Raw genomic sequence first — 18,671 nt, 5'->3', positions numbered from 1 at the left:
CAGAGTGGTGCCGCCGAGCACCGAGGCCCGGCACGAGACGGGAGGCCGACGATGACCTCGATCCGCGACACTGCGGCGCCCTGGCAGTCCTCGTCCGGCGCGCGTGCACGCCCGGTCGCGCCGCAGGTCGTGCGACGGGTCTCGGAGCTCGTCGGCGCCGACCCCGAGGCCCTCGCCCAGACGCTCGGTCTGCTCACGCCCCACCAGCTCGCCGGCGTCGCCGCGCTGCCCGACCCGCTCCCCGTGACAGCCGCGGTGCGGGCGGCCGCCCTCGACGGGACCGCCGGCGCGCTCGACGCGGCGGACCGGCGCCTGCTGCTGACCGCGGGGGTGCTCGTCCTGGACCGCGTCGACGTCCTGCTCGGCGCGACCGGCGCCCCCGTCGAACGGCTGCTCGCACCGCCGCTGGCCGGGCACCTCCAGCTCGCCGACGGCCGGTTCCGGGTCGCGGACCCGAGGCTGCGCGCCGTCGTGCACGAGGACGCCGACCTCACCGAGCGCACGGCCGTGCACGCCGCCCTGGCGACCGAGCTGGAGCGGGTGGGCGAGCCCGGCGCGGCGCGGTGGCACGCCGCGCTCGCCACCCTCGCCGGCGACCCGGCCCTGGCCGACGGCCTGGTGCGCCTCGCCCGGCAGCGGCTGGGGCAGGGGTGCGCCGTCGTGGCGCACGCGATCGCGCGCGAGGCGGCCAGCCACGGCACCGGAGACGTGCGGGCGCGGGCGTTCCTCGTCGCGGGGCGCGCGGCGCTGCTCGCCGGGCACGTGCGTGACGCCGCCGGGTGGCTCGAGCGGGTCGCGAGCACCGGCGTGGCGACGGTCCAGGAGGCTGCCGAGCGTGCCCGCGACGCGGTGCTCGCGCTGGTCGACGCCCGGACGGTCGCCCGCGCCGCGGGTACCGCCGCCCCGCGCCCGGGCGGCGGCGCGGCCGCCCCGCTCGACGCGGACGACGACCCGCCGGGCGTCCGGCTCGCGCGCCTCGTCGTGCCGGTGGCCCGCGCCACGGTGTCCTCGGCGGACCGCGCCGTCCTGGCCGCCGTGGTCGAGGCGCTGGCCCGCCTCGACCGCTACCCCCGCGAGGCCGACGAGGTCCTGGCGCGGGCCGTCGTGACCGCGGTGCCGTACCGCGAGACCGTCGCCTGGGCGGGAGCCGACGGGCTCTCCCCGTTGGCGGAGGCGCACCTGCGGGTGGTGCAGGCGCTGGTGCTCCTGCGCGGCGGCGACGCCGAGCAGGCGGCCCGGGTGCTCGACGACGCCGCGGCGCGGCTGCCGGTGACGCACGTCGTCGGCGGGCTCGCGGCGGAGGTGGCACGTCGCACCGGGGGCTCCGACACCCTCGCCGCCGGGCTGCGCGCCGTCGGCCCGGACCCGGTCCCCGCCGCGGTCACCGCCTGCCGCGACCTCGGGTACCCGCGCCCGGCCGCCGTGCCGTCGCTCGTGGTGAGCGCCGTGCGGACGTGCCGGGGCGGTCCGGACGGGCTCGCGGACGTGTGGGCGCGCTGGGCGGACGTGCTCACGGCGCGGGAGCTCGACGTCGCGCGCCTCGTCGCGGACGGCCTGGCGAACAAGCAGGTGGCCGACCGGCTGTGCGTGTCCGTGCGCACCGTCGAGGTGCACCTGGGGCGCGTGTTCCGCAAGGTCGGCGTGAGCTCGCGCGCCGAGCTCACGGTGGTCGCGCTGCGGCCCGCGTCGTGACCCGCGCCCGACCTGGCCCGCAGCCGCGGGCGTACGCGTTGTCGCGTACGGCCGGCGCCGGTGAGTGTGGGAGTCCCCGATGTCGCCGGGATAGGAAGCTGTCTTAACTTTTGCGTGCACCATCTGATCCACCCGCGCCTGCGGGCGCGGGCCCATCCGCGCAGGACAGGGAGGAACCCCGATGGACAAGCACGCAGAGGGACCGCGCCACCCCGGACACCCGCGTCGACGACGTCGTCTCCGCGGCGTCCTGGCCGGCGTCGCGGCGCTCGCCGTCGCCGCCGCCGGTGCGGTCGGCGCCGTCGCCGCCGCGCAGAGCGCCTCCGCCGAGCCGGCGAACCCCGGCGACAGCGCGATCAACGGCTACCGGAACGTCGGCTACTTCACGCAGTGGGGCGTGTACGGCCGGGGCTTCCAGGTCAAGGACCTGGTGGACTCCGGGGCGGCCGAGCAGCTCACCCACATCAACTACTCCTTCGGCAACATCCACCACCAGACGCTCACCTGCTTCGAGGCCAACAAGGCGCAGGGCACCGGACCGAACGGGTCGGACGGCGCGGGCGACGCGTGGGCCGACTACGGCATGACCTACACGGCGGCGACCAGCGTCGGCGGCGTCGCCGACACCTGGGACCAGCCGCTCGCCGGGTCGTTCAACCAGGTCAAGCAGCTCAAGGCGAAGTTCCCGCACCTCAAGGTGATGCTGTCGCTGGGCGGCTGGACGTGGTCGAAGAACTTCTCCCGGGCGGCCGCCACCCAGGCGTCGCGGGAGAAGTTCGTCAGCTCGTGCGTCGACCAGTACCTCAAGGGGAACCTCCCCGTGATCGACGGGCGCGGGGGTCCGGGCGCCGCCGCCGGCGTCTTCGACGGCTTCGACATCGACTGGGAGTGGCCGGGGTCGCAGAACGGCAACGAGGGCAACCACGTCGACGAGGTCAACGACCGGCAGAACTTCAAGCTCCTGCTCGCCGAGTTCCGCAAGCAGCTCGACGCGTACGGCGCGACGACGGGCGAGGACTACCTGCTGTCGGCGTTCCTGCCCGCCAACCCGGAGGACATCGAGGCCGGCGGGTGGAACGACCCGGCCGTCTTCGAGTCGCTCGACTTCGGCAACATCCAGGGCTACGACCTGCACGGCGCCTGGCAGCCCGACCTCACCGGCCACCAGATCAATCTGTACGACGACCCGGCCGACCCGCGCTCCGACGGCCGTCGGTTCAGCGCGGACAAGGCCGTCCAGGAGTACGTCGGGAACGGTGTCGACCCGGCGCAGCTCGGGCTCGGCATGGCGATGTACGGTCGCGGCTGGACGGGCGCGACCCGGGCCGAGCCGTGGGGGCCGGCGACGGGCGGGGCGCCCGCCACGTGGGAGGCCGGCATCGAGGACTACGACCTGTTGAAGAACCGTGGCACCGGCTACTACGACGAGGCCGTGGGCGCCGCCTGGCGCTACGACGGCACCACGTGGTGGAGCCTCGACACGCCGCGGACCGTGGCGCAGAAGTCGGACTACATCAGGGCCCAGGGCCTGGGCGGCGCGATGTGGTGGGACCTGTCCGGCGACGAGCCGGGCGAGCTGCTCGACGCCGTCGAGGCGGGGCTGTTCACCGGCACGCCCGGGCCCGTCGACCCGGGCGACCCGGGCCCGGACCCGACGGACCCGCCGACCGACCCGACGGACCCGCCCACCGAGCCGGGCGACTGCGCGGCCACCGCGTGGGACGCGGGCGCCGTGTACACCGGCGGCGCCACGGTCGCGCACGAGGGCCACGAGTGGCGGGCCAAGTGGTGGACGCAGGGCGAGGAGCCCGGCACCACCGGTGAGTGGGGGGTCTGGGCGGACCGGGGCGCCTGCTGATCCGCCACCCGGACGCGCACCGCCGGTCGAGCCTGTCGAGACCCGGGTCTCGACAGGCCCGACCGACGGGTGGGGAGCGTCAGTGGTCGGTACGACGCCGGCGCGCGACGCCGACGGCGACGCCGCCCGCGGCCACGAGCGCGGCGGCCGCGGCGACCAGCCCGGCGACGCCGGCGCCCGTCTGCGGCAGGAAGCCCGACGCGGGCGGGGCGGCCGCGGGCGGGGCGCCGTCCGCGGGCACCGCGGCGGGGACGGTCGTGCCGGGGGTCGGCTCGCCGGGCTCGTCGGGCGGCACGGTGCCGGGCGGGTTGGTCGCGCAGTTCGGCGACGACGGCGGGTAGGCGGCGGTCATGGTGAGCTCGGGGTTCACCTCGAGCTTCACGTCCACGGACGGGCGCACCCAGTCGAACTCGTCGCCCTCCACCCAGACGCCGTTCTCGAGGCGCCAGCCGGGCCAGTCGAGCGGCGCGCCCGACGCGTCCACGACGGCGCCCGGCCACAGGACCCGGCCGCTCATCGGGAGGTCGGCCTGCACGACGTCGTCGCCGCCCGGGTTGAGCCACGTGATGGTCACGGTGGTGTTCTCGGTGCCCGTGGCGGTGACGGCGTAGCGGAGGTAGGGCACGTCGCCGTCGCACTCGGGCTGGAAGATCTGTGCGGTGAGCGTCGGGACCTCGGGCGGCGGGTAGTCCGTGCTGCTGGGGCTGCTGTTCGGGCTGGGCACCGTGTCGGCGAGCGCCGGCGCGGCGGCGGCGACCGCGATAGCGCCGCTCAGGACCAGGCCGACGGCGGCGCCGGCGGCGGTGCGTGCGTGGGCCATCTCGACTCCTCGGGGGCGGTGCTCTCCGTGCTGCCCGGCGGCTGCCCGGGGCCCTCACGCTAGCCGCGCGGGCGTTCCGCGGACCCCGTCTCACCCGGGTGAAACCGCAGGCAGCGGGGCATCTTCACCCGCAGGTCGGGGCCTCGACGTCGAGCAGCCCGCCGGTCGTCGTCGTCGGGGTCGACCAGACCTCCAGCCGGCCGTCCGGCGTGCCGCCCGCGTCGCCCGTCGCGGTGCCGGGGGCCGCCGGCACGACCAGCCGCAGCGTGGTGCTCTCGCCCGGGGCGAGGACGACCGTGACCGTCTGGGTGGGACGTCCGTGCGTGGTGCGGGCCTCGCCGCCGACGGCGGTCCCGTCGCGCTCGACGCGCGGGGCCTCGGCGTCGCGCGGCCCCGCGACCGTCACGGCGAGGCTGAGGGTGCCCGGCGGACGCGCTCGCCCGGGCAGCCCGGCGACGTACCAGGGCAGCGACGTGGCCGCGTCGGCGGGGGCCGTCGACGCGAGGGTCAGCTCGAGCGTGTCCACCCGCCCGCCCGCCGTGCACGTGCCGTCGACGACGTGCAGCGACGACTCGAGGTAGGCGGACATCTTCCCGGCCACGTGGTCGCCGAGGAACACACCGACGGCGTCCGCGGCGCGCGGGTCGGCGGCGTACGAGCCGGCGATCAGCGTGCCCTCGAGCCGGGCCTCCTCGGCGGGGTCCGCCGACCAGACGCGTACCCGGTGCTCCCCGGCGGCGCGCTGCAGGCCGGTGAGCAGCGCGCCCGGGGAGACGTCCTCGGACGTCGCGCGGGCGAGGACCGCGGCAGCGGCGTCGGCGAAGAACCGGTCGGCCGTCTCGGGGTCCAGCACGTCGTAGACGCGCCGCAGCAGCACGTCGACGGCGTTCTCGGCCGTCAGCTCCACGGAGTCGCGGCCCAGGGCCTCCGCCACCGGGCGGGACACGGGCACCCGCACGGGGCCGGTCTCCGTGAGGAGGTGGGAGAGCGCGACGGGGTCGGTGGCGAGGACGCCGTCGACCTGTTCGCCCTGCGCCCGCGCCCACATCTCGGCGGCCAGCGTGGCCGACGTCGGGAAGTCCGGGGTGGCGGTCACGTCCTGCACGAACGTGCCGAGCCGGCCCGTGTAGGCGTCCTCGTCGTCCGCGGACAGGGGGAGCACGGGGGAGCGGAACGGGCCGACCTCGGAGGAGCCCACCTGCCGCACCACCTCGACGCGCCCGTCGTCGACCCGCACCAGGATGAGCGCCCCCGGGATCCCGCCGCCCGGCCGCAGCTCCGCGCTGTTCATGCCCAGGACGAGATAGGTGCGCGGACCGTCCGCGCCGAGCATCGCCGGGGCGAGCGCGGCCGCGCGGTCGCCGGTCGCGACGGCGCCGGCGAGCTCGTCGACCCGGTCGCGCAGCGACGTGACCGGGTCGACGAGCTGCGGCAGCAGGGCCGCCGGGTCGACGGCGTCGAGCCGGGCGCTCGACGCGTCGATCGAGGCCCGCGCCGTGACCATCCCCGGGGCGGCCGACCGCAGGGGGGCGAGGTCGAGCCCGCCGTCCGCGGTGCGGCCCGTGGCGGCCACGGCGTCGGCCAGGTCGGCCAGGGCGGGCAGCACGTCGTCGGTCACGTCGTCGAGCACGACGGCGACGTCGACGGCCGCCCCCGCCGACGGGCCGACCACGGGGAGGCGTGCGGCGAGCCACCACAGCGGGCCGTCGGTCGCCTCGCGCGCGATCGTGGTCTGCGCGCGCAGCTCCGCCAGGGCCGGTGAGGAGGCGAGCGTCGCGGGGGAGGCGCCGTCCGCCTCGGACCGGGCGCCGGCGCGCAGCTCCTCCGCCACCGCGGGCACCTGCGCGGCGGCCCGGGTGAGGGCGCCGCGCGCGGCGAGCGCGTCGCGGACCAGCAGCACCGCGCACACGGCGACGACGAGCAGGGCGACGACGGCGCCGAGCAGCACCCAGCGCACGGCGCGCCGTCGGCGCGGCGCCGGCGCCGCGGGCTCCGTGCTGGCGGGCGCCGCGCCCGTGTCGACGGTCATCCCCGCACCGTAGGTCCGCGCGGCGCGGTCGGAGGGATGAATCTGCGGGTGATGTCGGCGCGCGCGGGTGCAAGACCGCGGGGTGCGGCGACACAGTCGCGTCGAGGGGTGGCGCGCGCCCTCGCGCGCCCAGGACCGCAGGAGGCCCGGTGGACCCGGACGAGACGGCGCGTGTCGACGACGACACGGCGTGGTTCGACGACCTCTTCGCCGCGCACGCGGGGGCGGTGCACCGCTACCTCGTGCGGCGCCTCCCCACGGGCGGGGCGGAGGCGGAGGACCTGGCCGCCGACGTCCTCGCCACCGCCTGGCGCCGCCGGGCGGACGTGCCGCGCGGGGCGGAGCTGCCGTGGCTCTACCGGACCGCCGGCTTCGTCCTGGCCAACCACCGCCGCAAGGCTCGGCCGACGCCCGTCGCGGTGGTGCCGGAGGTGCCCGACGACGTCGACCCTGCGGCGCTCGCCGTCGACGACGACCGCGTGCGCGCGGTCCTCGCGCGCCTCTCGCCGCGCGACCGGCAGGTGCTCCTCCTCGTCGCGTGGGACGGCGTCGGCGGCGACGGGCTGGCGCAGGTGCTGGGAGTCTCGCGCGGGGGAGCCGACGCCGCGCTGTCCCGCGCGCGGGCGCGGCTGCGCGCCGCCTGGGACGCCGAGGCGGCGGCCGACGACGGCACGGGTGAGGACGACGCAGCGGGCGAGGGCGACGCCGCGGCGCAAGCGGGCGCGCGGTGACGACACAGACGGGGTGCGAGACGCCCGCCGGGCCGGCGGGCCGCAGGGCCGGGAGGACATCATGAGCCGGGACGAGGGCCAGGACGAGGTGCGCGGTGACGCGACCCAGGGGGAGCCCGCCACTCCGGCAGGGCCGCGCGACGACCGCGACGACCGCGCCGACGAGGCGTTCGCCCGCCTGCGGGCGGCCGACCCGGCCGCGGGGGCGGGGGCGGTCGGTGCGGGGCTGCGGGCGAAGGTCGACGCCCGGCTGGCCGGTGACGGCGACGCTTCCGCCGCCGACAGGCCCGGGGACGACCTGACCGGTGGCAAGGAGGGCGACGAGCTCGCCGCGCGCCGCGGGCGGCGCCGCACGCCGTGGCTGGCCGCCGCGGGCGTCGTGGTGCTCGCGGCGGTGGGCGTGGGCGGGTACGCCCTCGGCGGCGCTGCCGCGCCCGGCGCGTCCGCGTCCGCTGACGCCCCGGTCGTGCTGAACGGCGGCGGCCGGGCCGCCGGGGCGGCCGGGGACGACGCCGCAGCCGGCGGCGCGGCGATGGGCGCCGCCGAGGACAGCGCGGGCGCGAGCGACGCCGCCGGGTCGGCGGACACCGCCTCCACCATGCCGAGCTGGGCCACCTCCGGCCGGGCCGTCTTCCACGCGGACGGGCTGTCCACCGAGGGCGGGACGGCCTCGGCGTTCGCGTTCGACGCGACCGGCGTGGCTACCCGCGAGGGGGCCGCGCGGCTCGCGCAGACGCTCGGGGTCGAGGGGGAGCCGCGGTGGGACTACGGCTGGACCGTGGGGCCCCAGGACGGCAGCGGCTCGCACGTCTGGCTGTCCGCCGACGGCAGCGCGACGTTCGGCTACAACGACCCCGGCGCCGACCCGTGGCAGTGCGAGGACGTCGCCGCGCGCAGCGACGGAGGGGACGACGAGGAGGGCACCGAGCCCGCCTGCGACGAGCCGGCGACGTCGTCCGTCGGCGACCGGGAGGCGCGCGACGCGCTCACCGACGTCATGCGGAGCCTCGGCGTGGACCCCGACACGTTCGAGATCGAGGTGGGCGAGAAGACCGACGGCGACCCCAGCCGCTGGGTCACCGCCTCCCAGGTGGTCGACGGCAGCCGGACCGGCGCCCAGTGGAGCGCCACCGTCGGGGAGGAGGGCGTCGCCTGGCTCGACGGGTTCCTCGCCACCACCGAGGACCTCGGCGAGTACCCCGTGATCAGCCCGGCCGAGGCGGTGCAGCGCCTCGGCGACCCGCGGTTCTCCGGCGCGGCCTGGCCGGTCGTGTACGCCGACGAGGAGAAGATGTGGGCTGCGTCCGAGGAGGACGGGACCGAGCCGACCGCGCCCCCCGCGCCGCCCGCCGCCGGCGACCCGGTGGACTGGCCGGTCTCCGACGTCGAGATCACCGACGCACGGCTCGGCCTGGCGCAGCAGACGCAGGACGACGGCTCGGTCGTGCTCGTCCCGGCGTACGAGCTGTCCGACGCCGACGGCAACGCGTGGTCCGTCGTCGCCGTCGTGGACGACGCGATGGACTTCTCGGCCCCGCGGTGAGGCCCGTGGCGGACGCCGTCGCCCGGACGTGACCGCCACCACGCGGGCGCTCCCTGACGCGAGGTGCGGGTGCGGGTTACGGTCGTCGTGACCTGTCCCGGAGCACGAAGGAGATCTCCTATGTCCACCCGTACCGCACGCACCGCCTGGAACGGCGACATCCAGAAGGGCTCCGGCCGGGTCGAGCTCGCCAGCTCCGGCGTCGGGGCGTTCGACGTCTCGTTCCCCCGCCGGACGGCGGACGCCGCGGAGGGTGTCACCAGCCCGGAGGAGCTCATCGCCGCCGCGCACTCGTCGTGCTTCGCGATGGCGTTCTCGCTCGAGGTCGCGAACGCGGGCGGCACGCCCGGCAAGACCGACGTGACCGCCGACGTCACCCTGACCCCGGCCGCCGGCGGCGGCCTCGAGATCTCGAAGATCAACCTCACCGTGGTGGGCTCGGCCGCCGGCATCGACGCCGACGCGTACCGCGCCGCCGCCGAGGCCGCGAAGGCCGGCTGCCCGGTCTCGAAGGCGCTCGCGGGCGTCGGCGAGATCACGCTGGACGTGACCTTCGAGGGCTGACCCCCCGCCGAGATAGAGAAGCTGGACCCGCGAGATAGAGAGGGGGACCGGGCCACCACACCAGTGGTCCGGTCCCCCTCTCTATCTCGCGGGTCCAGCTTCTCTATCTCGGCGTTCAGCGGGCGGCGAGCGCTCGCCCGGCCGCGACGGCGTCCTGCTCGGCCTGCTTGGCCATGACGGCGGCGACGTCGGAGAACTCGTCCAGGGCGGGGTTGACGCCCACCAGCGTGAACTCGCGCTCGACCACGGTGAGGTCCGCCAGCCAGAGGTCCGCGAGGATGCGGCGCAGGTAGTCGGTGTTGTGGTCCCAGCCGGCGCGCGGGCTGCCCTCGCCGTAGGAGCCGCCACGGGTGGTGACGAGCACCGTGGGCTTGCCCTCGAGCACGGGCACTCCCGCGCCCGCGCCGGTCGTGACGAGGTCGATCCAGGTCTTGGCGTGCTGCGAGACGCCGTAGTTGTACAGCGGCATGGCGAGGACGAAGGCGTCCGCGGCGCGGACCTCGTCGGCCAGGGCCGCGGCGAGGTCGAGGGCGGCCCGCTGCTGCGGGGTGCGCTCGGACTCGGCGACGAAGCCGCCCGAGGTGGCGTGGGCCCAGGCGTCCGCGGGCAGCGGGTCCTTGCCCAGGTGCCGGGAGACGACGGCGGTGCCGGGGCGGGCGGCCATGACTTCCGCGACCACGGTGTCCGCGAGGGCGGCGCTCGCGGACCGGTCGCCCTGGATGCTGGCGTCGAGACGAAGAAGCGTCATGGGGTGGTTCCTCCGGTGGGGGTCGCCGGCGCACGGGCGGCGGACGGGCACAGCGCTGGGGAGAACGTCGTCTTGAACGTTCAATATCAACGTACCCGGACGGTGTAGACGGTTCAAGTCGGCCTAGGATGGGGTATGCCGTCCGCACCGACCGACGCCCCGGTGTGGCTCGACGACGATCAGCAGCGGAGCTGGTCGTCGGTAGCCGCGCTTCTCATGACCCTGCCCGCCACGCTCGACGCGCAGCTGCGCGCGGACTCCGGGCTCAACCTGTTCGAGTACCACGTGCTCGTCGCCCTGGGTGAGGCGCCCGGGCGCACCCTCGGTATGTCCGACCTGGCGGCGCTCTCGCGCGGCTCGCTGTCCCGGCTGTCGCACGCCGTCGGTCGCCTCGAGCGGTCCAGCCTGGTCGAGCGCAGCGCGTGCTCCGACGGGCGGCGGCGGATGGAGGCCCGGCTCACGGACGTGGGCTGGGACAAGCTCGTGGCGGCCGCCCCGGGGCACGTCCGGGAGGTGCGCCGCCTCGTGGTGGACGCCCTCGACGACGATCAGCTCGCGGCGCTCGGCGTGGCCGCCGACGTCGTCGTGCGCACGATCGACCCGGCGCTCGCGTGCGGCGAGCGGGCCCGCGGCACCGGCTGCGGACCGCTCCCCGCGGAGTCAGCCGAGCAGGGGCGGTGAGCCGGCGCCCGTGCCGGCGATGACGCCCTCGACCGTCTCGCGCAGCACGTCGCGCGGGTCGTGGGCGGGCTCCCAGCGCAGCAGCTCGCGGGCGCGCGTCGCGTCGAGGACGACGTCGGCGCGGGCCATGTCGAACCAGCCCACGTCGATCGGCGCGAGGCGCAGCCGGGAGGCGACCGTCAGCCCGGTCCGCGCGACCTCGGGCGAGACCTCGACGCTGCGGCCGCCGGAGAGCGTGTCGGCGAGGTCGGCCGACGTCAGCCAGCCCTCGGGCGCCAGGTTGAACGCCCCGGGATGGCGGCCGACGACGACGGCGCGGTACGCGTCGGCGGCGTCGTCGACGTGCATCACCTGCAGGCGGAGCCCGGCGAGCGCGGGCACCGCGGGCAGCAGCGCCCCCTCGGGGGCGCGCTTCGCGGCGAGCCGCAGCGCGCGGGTGCCGAGCGGCCCCAGGAAGTAGCGCGCGAGCTCGGCGCCGGCCTCGCGCTGCAGCATGAGCGCGGGGCGTACGCGGGTCACGACCAGCCCCGGGTGCCGCTCGGCGACGTCGTCGAGCATCCGCTCGACGGCGGCCTTCTGCACGGAGTACGACGACGTGCGCACGCCGCGCCGCGGCCAGTCCTCGCCGACGAGGCCGCCGTCCGGGGGGCCGGGGGAGTAGACGCCGGAGGTCGAGCCGAACACAAGGTGCGGCACCCCGCCGCGCACGACGGCGTCGGCGACGGCCCGCGAGCCGTCGAGGTTGAGGCGTCGGGCCTGCCCGGAGTCGCGGGCGGACGGCGGCGCCCAGGCGAGGTGGATGACGGCGTCGGCCCCGAGGAACGCCCGGTCGAGGCCGCGCACGACGGCGTCCGCGGTGTCGGTGAGGTCGACGCGGACCCACTCGGCGGCGGAGTGCGGGTAGGTGACCGTGCTGCTGCCGTCGGCGCGCGGCACGCGCCGGGCGACGCCGACGACCGAGGTCACGGCGGGTTCGCGGGCGAGTGCGCCCAGCACGGCCGTCCCGACGTTTCCGCTGGCTCCCACGACGACGACGCGCACGGTCCGACCGTAGCCGCGGTGGCGGCGCGGCGCGCGTGCAGGGCCCGCGTGTATCGGAGACACGATGTGTATGGCCAACACGTTGTGTATGCCGTACGCTCGTGTATGTCATACACAGACCGACCGAGGGGAACGGCCATGAACGACCCGATGATCGCGGTGCGGGGGCTGCGCAAGTCCTACGGACGCACCGCCGTCCTGCGCGGCGTCGACCTCGCCGTCCGACGCGGCGAGATCTTCGCGCTGCTCGGGCCGAACGGCGCGGGCAAGACCACCACCGTCAACATCCTCACCACGCTGGTGCAGCCGGACGGCGGCACGGCCACCATCGCCGGCGCCGACGTCGTGAAGCAGCCCGCCGCGGTGCGGCGCAGCATCGCGCTGACCGGCCAGTACGCGAGCGTCGACGAGTTCCAGACGGGGGAGGAGAACCTCGTCATGATGGCCGACCTCGCCCACCTGCCGAAGCGCGTCGTGCGCCGTCGGGCCCACCAGCTCCTGGAGCGCTTCGACCTGACCGACGCCGCCCGCCGCCGGGTCGGCACCTACTCCGGCGGCATGCGCCGCCGCCTCGACCTGGCCATCAGCCTCGTCGCCGACCCGGCCGTGCTGGTGCTCGACGAGCCCACCACGGGGCTCGACCCGGCGTCGCGCTCCCAGCTCTGGGAGGTGGTGCGGGGCCTCGCGGCCGACGGCACCACGATCCTGCTCACCACCCAGTACCTCGAGGAGGCCGACCGGCTCGCCGACACGATCGCCGTCCTCGCCCAGGGCACCATCGCGGCGCGCGGCACGGCCGAGGAGCTCAAGACCCTCGTCGCCGGGGACCACGTGCGCGTGACGTTCGACGACGCCGCGAGCCTCGCCACCGCGCGCGAGCTCGGCGTCGTCGGCCTCGACGCCGCCGAGGAGGACCTCCGGGCGCTCGCGCTGACCTTCCCGAGCGCCGAGCCCGTCCGCGCCATCCGTGACGTCCTCGAGCGGGCCGAGTCCCGCGGCCTCGCCGTCGCGGGCGTGAGCGTGGTCAAGCCCACCCTCGACGACGTCTTCCTGGCGCTCACCGGCAGCGCCGCCACCGACCGCACGACCGGCACCACGGACCAGACCGCCCCTGAGGAGGCGCTGCGATGACCACCACCCTGGCCCCGGCGAGGCCGACGGCACCCGCCCCCGTCCGCGCCACGCGCGCGCCGCTGCGCGACGTCGCCACCATGACCCGGCGCGAGGCGCGCCGCTCCCTGCGCTCGATCGACGGCCTCATCACCGCGTTCGCGCTGCCCGTGCTGATCATGACCGTGTTCGTCGTCATCTTCGGCGGGGCGATCGCGGGCGGCACCGGGGGCGAGTACATCGACTACGTCGTGCCCGGCGTGCTCATCATGTGCCTGGGCATGAACTCCGCCACCGCGGCCACCGGCGTGGCCCAGGACATGGCCACGGGCACGATCGACCGCTTCAAGACCTTGCCGATCTTCGGGCCGTCCGCGCTGTGGGGGCACGTGGTCGCGAGCGTCGTGCGCAACCTCGCCTCGGCCGCGGTCGTGCTGCTGGTGGCGCTCGCCTACGGGTTCGACCCGGCCGCAGGCCTCGCCGGCTGGCTGGGCTTCGCCGGGTTCGCGGTCCTGTCGGTGCTGACCTTCACGTGGCTCAGCGTCACCCTCGGCCTCGTGCTCAGCGTCGAGGCGTCGATGTCGGTGAACATGATCTTCCTGTTCGTGCCGTACCTCAGCTCGGGGTTCGTGCCCGTCGACACCATGCCGGACTGGCTGCACGGCTTCGCCGAGCACCAGCCGTTCACGCCGATCATCGAGTCGGTGCGCGGCCTGCTCATGGGCAGCCCCGACGCCGGCACGATCGTCACCGCGTGCGTGTGGCTGGTGGGCTTCCTCGCGGCGAGCGTCGTCGCCGGCGGCCGCCTGTACCGCCGTCGGACCGCCCGCTGATCCTGATGGCGGACGAGCCTGTCGGGACCGCGTCCCGGGTCTCGACAGGCTCGACCGACGGGAGATTCGGGGATGATGAACCCATGACGGACACGCCGGAGACGGACCTGCCGGAGACCGACCCGCCCGGGCCCGACGTGCCGGAGCTGCCGCCGCGCCTCGCGCTGGCCTGGGGCGTGGCGGAACGGCCGGAGCGCGTGCCCCGCCGGGAGCTGAGCATCGAGCGCATCGTCGAGGCCGCCGTCGAGATCGCGGACGCCGAGGGCCTCGCCGGCGTCTCCATGGCGCGCGTCGCCAAGAGCCTCGGCTTCACCACGATGTCGCTGTACCGGTACGTCACCAGCAAGGACGACCTGCTGCTGCTCATGCAGGAGGTCGCCATCGACGTCGAGTTCCCGCCCGCGCACGAGCCGGCGGACTGGCGCGCCGAGCTGCGGGAGTGGGCGCTGTTCACCCTCGCGGTCTTCCGCAAGCACACCTGGGTGCTCGACATCCCCGTCACCGGCGCCCCGATGACCCCGGCCAACCTGCGCGTGCTCGACGCCGGGCTGCGCGCGCTGCGCTCCACGCCGCTGGACGACGACGAGAAGATCGCGACGATCCTGCTCACCAGCGGCTACGTCCGGAACGCGGCGATCCTGGGTCGCGACCTGGACCGGGCAGTCGTCGCGGCGGGCGGCGACGGCGACGCCCTGGGCTCCGCCTACCACGACGTCCTGCGCCACCTCGTCGACGAGGTGCGCTTCCCCTACCTGCGCCCGCTGGTCGAGCGCGGCACGTACGTGCCCCCCAGCGGCGGCGGCCTGGACGAGCTCGACGACGTCGCATGGGGCCTCGAGCGGACGCTCGACGGCGTGGGCGCCTACGTCGCGTCGCGGGACGCGGCGGTCGTCCACCCCGACGGCCGCGCCCCGGCGGCGTCGCCCGGCGACGACCCGGAGGTGGCCGCCGCCGTCGCGACCGCGGGCGCGTACGCCGCCGACGCCAAGGTCAAGAAGGCCGCCGCGAAGCGCAAGGAGGCCGAGAAGCGGGTGCGCGAGGCGCAGAAGCGCGTGCGCGACCTCCAGAAGGCCGAGCGTGACGCCCTGAAGGCGGAGGCCGAGGCCGTGCGGGCGGCGCAGGAGAAGGCCGACCGCGGCTGACCTCCGGGCAGGCGATCCGTCGCGGGGACGACCCCTTCCGGCGACGGACCGACTGCTCGACGGGGGCGGGCGGGGCGTCGGCGGCGTGGACGCGTCGGCACCCCGGGGGCTCCGATGGCAGAATCGGCGCGTGCCAGCCCAGACCCGGAACGCCCCCACCCCGGACGGCGGCGCGGACGTCGCGCCCACCCGTGACGAGGCGGAGAGCGCGGCCAGGCGCGCGGCCGACGAGGCCCGCGCGGCCGTCGTCTCCGCGCTGCGGACGGTGATCGCGGGCGACGTCGACTCCTCCTCCCGGCGGCGCGCGGAGTACTCCACCGACGCCTCGAACTACCGCGTCGTGCCCGACGTCGTCGCCTTCCCGCGCAGCTCGCGCGACGTGGTCCGCGGCCTGGAGGTGCTGCGCGAGCTGAAGATCCCGGTGACGGCGCGCGGCGCCGGCACGTCGGTGGCCGGCAACGCGGTCGGCACGGGCGCGGTGCTCGACTTCTCCCGGCACCTGAACGAGGTGGTCTCCGTCGACCCGGAGGCGGGGACGGCCGTCGTCGAGCCCGGTACCGTGATGTCGACCCTGCAGCGCGCGGGCGCCGCCCACGGCCTGCGCTTCGGCCCGGACCCGTCCACGCAGAACCGCGCGACGCTCGGCGGGATGATCGGCAACAACGCGTGCGGCCCGCACGCCGTGGCCTACGGCCGCACCGCCGACAACGTGGTGGAGCTCGACGTCGTCGACGGACGCGGCCGGCGCTTCACCGCGGGCCGCGGCGACGCGACGTTCGCCGCCGTGCCGGGCCTGGCGGAGCTCGTGCGGGAGAACCTCGCGCTGATCCGCACCCAGTTCGGCCGGTTCGGGCGCCAGGTGTCCGGGTACTCGCTGGAGCACCTGCTGCCGGAGAACGGCTCCGACCTCGCCAAGGCGCTGGTGGGCACCGAGGGCACGCTGGTCACGGTGCTCGGCGCCACGCTGCGGATGGTGCCCGTGCCGACCGCGCCGACGCTCGTCGTGCTCGGCTACCCGGACATGCCCGCGGCGGCCGACGACGTCCCGCACCTGCTCGGCCACAAGCCGCTCGCGATCGAGGGCCTCGACGCCCGCCTGGTCGACGTCGTGCGCAGGGCCAAGGGCGAGGCGTCCGTGCCGGCGCTGCCCGAGGGCGCGGGCTGGCTGATGATCGAGGTCGGCGGCGCGAGCCAGGACGAGGCGAGCGCGCGGGCAGAGGCGATCGTGACGTCGTCGTCCGCCCTGTCCTCGCTGGTGCTGCCCGCCGGGCCGGACGCCACCAAGATGTGGCAGATCCGCGCCGACGGCGCGGGGCTCGCGGGCCGCACGCCCGCGGGGGAGCAGGCGTGGCCGGGCTGGGAGGACTCCGCGGTCCCGCCCGAGCGCCTGGGCGCGTACCTGCGCGACCTCGAGGACCTCATGGAGCGCTACGGCGTCGACGGGCTGCCCTACGGGCACTTCGGTGACGGCTGCGTGCACCTGCGCATCGACATCCCGATGGAGACGTCGGGCTCCGTGCTGCGCACGTTCATGACCGATGCCGCGCGGCTGGTGGCGTACCACGGCGGCTCGCTGTCGGGGGAGCACGGCGACGGCCGCGCCCGCTCCGAGCTGCTGCCGCTGATGTACACGCCCGAGGCGATCCGGCTCATGGAGCGGTTCAAGGCGCTGTTCGACCCGGACGACCTGCTCAACCCGGGCGTCGTCGTGCGTCCGGCGGCCGTCGACGCCGACCTGCGCCGCCCCGCGGCGAAGGCCGTGCTCTCGACGCTGCCGGTGGGGGACCGGGGGATGGCGGGCTCGGGCCCGCTGCACGGCATCGCGAAGAAGGCGGGCCACACCGGGTTCTCGTTCGCGCACGACCACCACGACCTCACGACCGCCGTGCACCGCTGCGTCGGCGTGGGCAAGTGCCGCGCCGACAACCACGCCTCCGGCGGGTTCATGTGCCCCAGCTATCAGGCGACGAAGGACGAGAAGGACGTGACCCGCGGGCGGGCGCGTGTGCTGCAGGAGGCCGTCAACGGCACCCTCGTGGGCGGCCTCACGGCGCCCGAGGTGCGGGAGTCGCTCGACCTGTGCCTGAGCTGCAAGGCGTGCTCGTCCGACTGCCCGGCAGGCGTCGACATGGCGCAGTACAAGTCCGAGGTGCTGCACCGTACCTACAAGGGGAAGCTGCGCCCCGTGGACCACTACGCCCTCGGCTGGCTGCCCCGCTGGGCGCGGCTCGCGGGCGGGATGCCGCGGTTCGTCAACAAGGTGCTCGGCGTGCCGTGGATCGCGAAGGCGGTGCTGTGGGCGGGCGGCATGGACACGCGGCGGCAGGTGCCGCAGTTCGCGGAGATCCCGTTCCGCACCTGGTGGAAGCGCGGCTGGGCGTCGCACGGCGTGCCCGGCCTGGGCGCCGGCCAGACGCCGCACGACCGCCCCACGGGATCGCGCCCGAAGGTCGTGCTCTGGGCGGACTCGTTCAGCGACGCCCTCGCGCCCTCCGTCCCGCAGGCCGCGGTGAAGGTGCTCACCGCGGCGGGGTACGACGTCGTCGTCCCCGACCAGCAGGCGTGCTGCGGGCTCACCTGGATCTCGACCGGCCAGCTCGACGGCGCACGCCGCAGGCTGTCGCAGCTGCTGTCCGTGCTCGGGCCGTACGCGGTCAACGGCATCCCGATCCTCGGGCTGGAGCCGTCGTGCACGGCGGTGCTGCGCTCGGACCTGCTGGACCTCTTCCCCGACGACCCGCGCGCCCAGGCCGTCGCGGACGCGACCCGCACCCTGGCGGAGCTGTTCACCTCGCCGGAGACCGCGCCGGCGGCCGGGTCGGGCTGGGAGATGCCCGACCTGTCCGACCTCACCGCCGTGGTGCAGCCGCACTGCCACCAGCACTCCGTGATGGGCTTCGACGCCGACGAGGCGCTGCTGCGCACCGCGGGCGCCGAGATCAAGGTCCTGGCCGGCTGCTGCGGCCTCGCCGGCAACTTCGGCATGCAGAAGGGCCACTACGACGTGTCCGTCGCCGTGGCGGAGAACGCGCTGCTGCCCGCGCTGCGCGAGGCCGCGCCGGGCACCGAGTACGTGGCAGACGGCTTCTCCTGCCGCACCCAGGCCGTGCAGCTCGAGGGCACGCAGGGCAAGGCGCTCGTGGAGGTCATCGCCGAGCGCCTCTGACCCGCGCGCCCACAAGCGTCAGGGACGGCGGACGAGGGCGAGGACGCCGGAGCGCGCGGGCTCAGGGAGCTCCGGGACGAGGACGACGAGGGACTCGAGCAGCAGCCGCTCGAGCTCGTCGCGCGGGATGCCGCTGCCGCCCAGCCAGGCGGCGGTGACGCTCTCGACCAGCGCCACCCACCCGCCGGCCAGGAGCTGCAGCCGGTCGCTGGGCGTGAAGCCGATGACGCCGGCCGTCGTCGTCATGCGCGCGACGAGCGCGGTCCGCACGCGCTGCAGGGCGTCCTCGGTGGCGTCGTCGCCGGCGAGCGCGCCGCGCCAGATGTCCTCCCAGACGCGCCGGTGCGACGTGACCGAGCCCAGGAACAGCGACATCGCGTGCGCCGGGCGGTCGGCGAGGGGACGATCGTCGGGTGCCAGCAGCGTCTGCTCCAGGTCGGACACCGCCTCGAGCGCGACCGTGCGGCGCAGCGCCGTCGTGGACCCGAAGTAGTGGAAGACGAGCGCCTTCGACGCCCCCGCGCGGGCGGCCGCCGTCGCCGGCGTCAGCGCGTCCAGCCCCGCGGCCTCCGCCTCGGCGACGGCCGCCTCGAGGAGCTGGCGGCGCCGGTCCGACGGCTCGTGGCGCGTGCGGGGGCGCGGGGTGGCGGAGGTCATGGGCACAGTTGTACGGCGTTATTGACCATCAGTCAACAGCGGTCGTAGAGTTGTTG

The 18,671-nt window shown here is 76.1% G+C and carries 15 protein-coding genes; 10 read left to right on the top strand and 5 right to left on the bottom strand.

Going from position 1 to position 18,671, the window contains the following annotated elements; translation table 11 throughout:
• The first annotated feature begins 51 nt into the window (after positions 1-51).
• On the top strand, positions 52-1,692 hold the full coding sequence (locus ACH443_RS12090) for a LuxR C-terminal-related transcriptional regulator (RefSeq protein WP_430590443.1): 1,641 nt from the start codon (positions 52-54) through the stop codon (positions 1,690-1,692).
• 181 nt (positions 1,693-1,873) lie between these two features.
• The gene (locus ACH443_RS12085) at positions 1,874-3,550 is read left to right on the top strand and encodes a glycosyl hydrolase family 18 protein (RefSeq protein ID WP_430590442.1); all 1,677 of its coding nucleotides are present in this window, start codon (positions 1,874-1,876) and stop codon (positions 3,548-3,550) included.
• Between the two features lie 79 nt (positions 3,551-3,629).
• On the opposite strand, the gene ACH443_RS12080 is transcribed toward ACH443_RS12085, so the two are convergent.
• Both ACH443_RS12080 and ACH443_RS12075 read right to left on the bottom strand, forming a co-directional pair.
• On the bottom strand, positions 3,630-4,370 hold the full coding sequence (locus ACH443_RS12080; protein ID WP_430557661.1) for an LPXTG cell wall anchor domain-containing protein: 741 nt from the start codon (positions 4,368-4,370) through the stop codon (positions 3,630-3,632).
• Positions 4,371-4,494: 124 nt separating this feature from the next.
• Positions 4,495-6,399 carry a DUF4012 domain-containing protein gene (locus ACH443_RS12075; protein ID WP_430557662.1) on the bottom strand — a complete coding sequence of 635 codons (1,905 nt, stop codon included), beginning with the start codon at positions 6,397-6,399 and terminating at the stop codon, positions 4,495-4,497.
• 149 nt (positions 6,400-6,548) lie between these two features.
• Here ACH443_RS12075 and ACH443_RS12070 point away from each other — a divergent pair, with 149 nt between their 5' ends.
• From ACH443_RS12070 to ACH443_RS12060, 3 genes are all read left to right on the top strand, one after another.
• Positions 6,549-7,130: an RNA polymerase sigma factor gene (locus ACH443_RS12070; RefSeq protein ID WP_430590441.1), complete on the top strand. Its 582-nt coding sequence runs from the start codon at positions 6,549-6,551 to the stop codon at positions 7,128-7,130.
• 61 nt (positions 7,131-7,191) lie between these two features.
• On the top strand, positions 7,192-8,673 hold the full coding sequence (locus tag ACH443_RS12065) for a hypothetical protein (protein WP_430590440.1): 1,482 nt from the start codon (positions 7,192-7,194) through the stop codon (positions 8,671-8,673).
• 120 nt (positions 8,674-8,793) lie between these two features.
• Complete coding sequence (locus ACH443_RS12060) at positions 8,794-9,237, top strand: OsmC family peroxiredoxin (RefSeq protein WP_429766724.1); 444 nt, start codon at positions 8,794-8,796, stop codon at positions 9,235-9,237.
• Positions 9,238-9,352: 115 nt separating this feature from the next.
• Here the strand turns inward: ACH443_RS12060 and ACH443_RS12055 are convergent, their stop codons facing one another.
• Positions 9,353-9,985, bottom strand: coding sequence for an FMN-dependent NADH-azoreductase (locus ACH443_RS12055; protein ID WP_430590439.1), 633 nt, complete (start codon positions 9,983-9,985; stop codon positions 9,353-9,355).
• Between the two features lie 135 nt (positions 9,986-10,120).
• Here ACH443_RS12055 and ACH443_RS12050 point away from each other — a divergent pair, with 135 nt between their 5' ends.
• On the top strand, positions 10,121-10,666 hold the full coding sequence (locus ACH443_RS12050) for a MarR family winged helix-turn-helix transcriptional regulator (RefSeq protein ID WP_430590438.1): 546 nt from the start codon (positions 10,121-10,123) through the stop codon (positions 10,664-10,666).
• Here the strand turns inward: ACH443_RS12050 and ACH443_RS12045 are convergent.
• A complete protein-coding gene (locus tag ACH443_RS12045) occupies positions 10,646-11,707 on the bottom strand; it encodes an NAD-dependent epimerase/dehydratase family protein (RefSeq protein ID WP_430590437.1) in 1,062 nt (353 codons plus the stop codon). The two genes, ACH443_RS12050 and ACH443_RS12045, sit on opposite strands and share 21 nt — an antisense overlap.
• A 138-nt stretch (positions 11,708-11,845) precedes the next feature.
• On the opposite strand from ACH443_RS12045, the gene ACH443_RS12040 reads away from it, so the two are divergent.
• The 4 genes from ACH443_RS12040 (at position 11,846) to ACH443_RS12025 (ending at position 17,958) form a co-directional block, all read left to right on the top strand.
• Positions 11,846-12,838 (top strand): ATP-binding cassette domain-containing protein, encoded by a 993-nt coding sequence (locus ACH443_RS12040; RefSeq protein ID WP_430590436.1) that lies wholly within the window; start codon positions 11,846-11,848, stop codon positions 12,836-12,838.
• Positions 12,835-13,650 (top strand): ABC transporter permease, encoded by an 816-nt coding sequence (locus tag ACH443_RS12035; protein ID WP_429766732.1) that lies wholly within the window; start codon positions 12,835-12,837, stop codon positions 13,648-13,650. The genes ACH443_RS12040 and ACH443_RS12035 overlap by 4 nt, the downstream gene beginning before the upstream one ends.
• An 83-nt stretch (positions 13,651-13,733) precedes the next feature.
• Positions 13,734-14,792: a TetR/AcrR family transcriptional regulator gene (locus ACH443_RS12030; protein WP_430590435.1), complete on the top strand. Its 1,059-nt coding sequence runs from the start codon at positions 13,734-13,736 to the stop codon at positions 14,790-14,792.
• A gap of 130 nt (positions 14,793-14,922) precedes the next feature.
• Positions 14,923-17,958, top strand: coding sequence for an FAD-binding and (Fe-S)-binding domain-containing protein (locus ACH443_RS12025; RefSeq protein WP_429766735.1), 3,036 nt, complete (start codon positions 14,923-14,925; stop codon positions 17,956-17,958).
• An 18-nt stretch (positions 17,959-17,976) separates the two neighbouring features.
• Here the strand turns inward: ACH443_RS12025 and ACH443_RS12020 are convergent, their stop codons facing one another.
• Positions 17,977-18,615: a TetR family transcriptional regulator gene (locus ACH443_RS12020; protein WP_430590434.1), complete on the bottom strand. Its 639-nt coding sequence runs from the start codon at positions 18,613-18,615 to the stop codon at positions 17,977-17,979.
• Between the last annotated feature and the right edge of the window lie 56 nt (positions 18,616-18,671).

Origin of the sequence: Isoptericola sp. NPDC019571, assembly GCF_044389385.1 — a bacterium.
Classification (GTDB): Bacteria; Actinomycetota; Actinomycetes; order Actinomycetales; family Cellulomonadaceae; genus Isoptericola; species Isoptericola nanjingensis.
This window is presented reverse-complemented; position numbering and strand designations above follow the sequence as displayed.

Excerpts from the sequence above, each read along its gene's own strand:
- ACH443_RS12060 (WP_429766724.1), top strand. The coding sequence starts at position 8,794 with ATGTCCACCCGTACCGCACGCACCGCCTGGAACGGCGACATCCAGAAG.
- ACH443_RS12050 (WP_430590438.1), top strand. The coding sequence starts at position 10,121 with ATGCCGTCCGCACCGACCGACGCCCCGGTGTGGCTCGACGACGATCAG.
- ACH443_RS12040 (WP_430590436.1), top strand. The coding sequence starts at position 11,846 with ATGAACGACCCGATGATCGCGGTGCGGGGGCTGCGCAAGTCCTACGGA.
- ACH443_RS12020 (WP_430590434.1), bottom strand. The coding sequence starts at position 18,615 with ATGACCTCCGCCACCCCGCGCCCCCGCACGCGCCACGAGCCGTCGGAC.
- ACH443_RS12090 (WP_430590443.1), top strand. The coding sequence starts at position 52 with ATGACCTCGATCCGCGACACTGCGGCGCCCTGGCAGTCCTCGTCCGGC.
- ACH443_RS12035 (WP_429766732.1), top strand. The coding sequence starts at position 12,835 with ATGACCACCACCCTGGCCCCGGCGAGGCCGACGGCACCCGCCCCCGTC.
- ACH443_RS12065 (WP_430590440.1), top strand. The coding sequence starts at position 7,192 with ATGAGCCGGGACGAGGGCCAGGACGAGGTGCGCGGTGACGCGACCCAG.
- ACH443_RS12075 (WP_430557662.1), bottom strand. The coding sequence starts at position 6,399 with ATGACCGTCGACACGGGCGCGGCGCCCGCCAGCACGGAGCCCGCGGCG.
- ACH443_RS12080 (WP_430557661.1), bottom strand. The coding sequence starts at position 4,370 with ATGGCCCACGCACGCACCGCCGCCGGCGCCGCCGTCGGCCTGGTCCTG.
- ACH443_RS12030 (WP_430590435.1), top strand. The coding sequence starts at position 13,734 with ATGACGGACACGCCGGAGACGGACCTGCCGGAGACCGACCCGCCCGGG.
- ACH443_RS12085 (WP_430590442.1), top strand. The coding sequence starts at position 1,874 with ATGGACAAGCACGCAGAGGGACCGCGCCACCCCGGACACCCGCGTCGA.
- ACH443_RS12055 (WP_430590439.1), bottom strand. The coding sequence starts at position 9,985 with ATGACGCTTCTTCGTCTCGACGCCAGCATCCAGGGCGACCGGTCCGCG.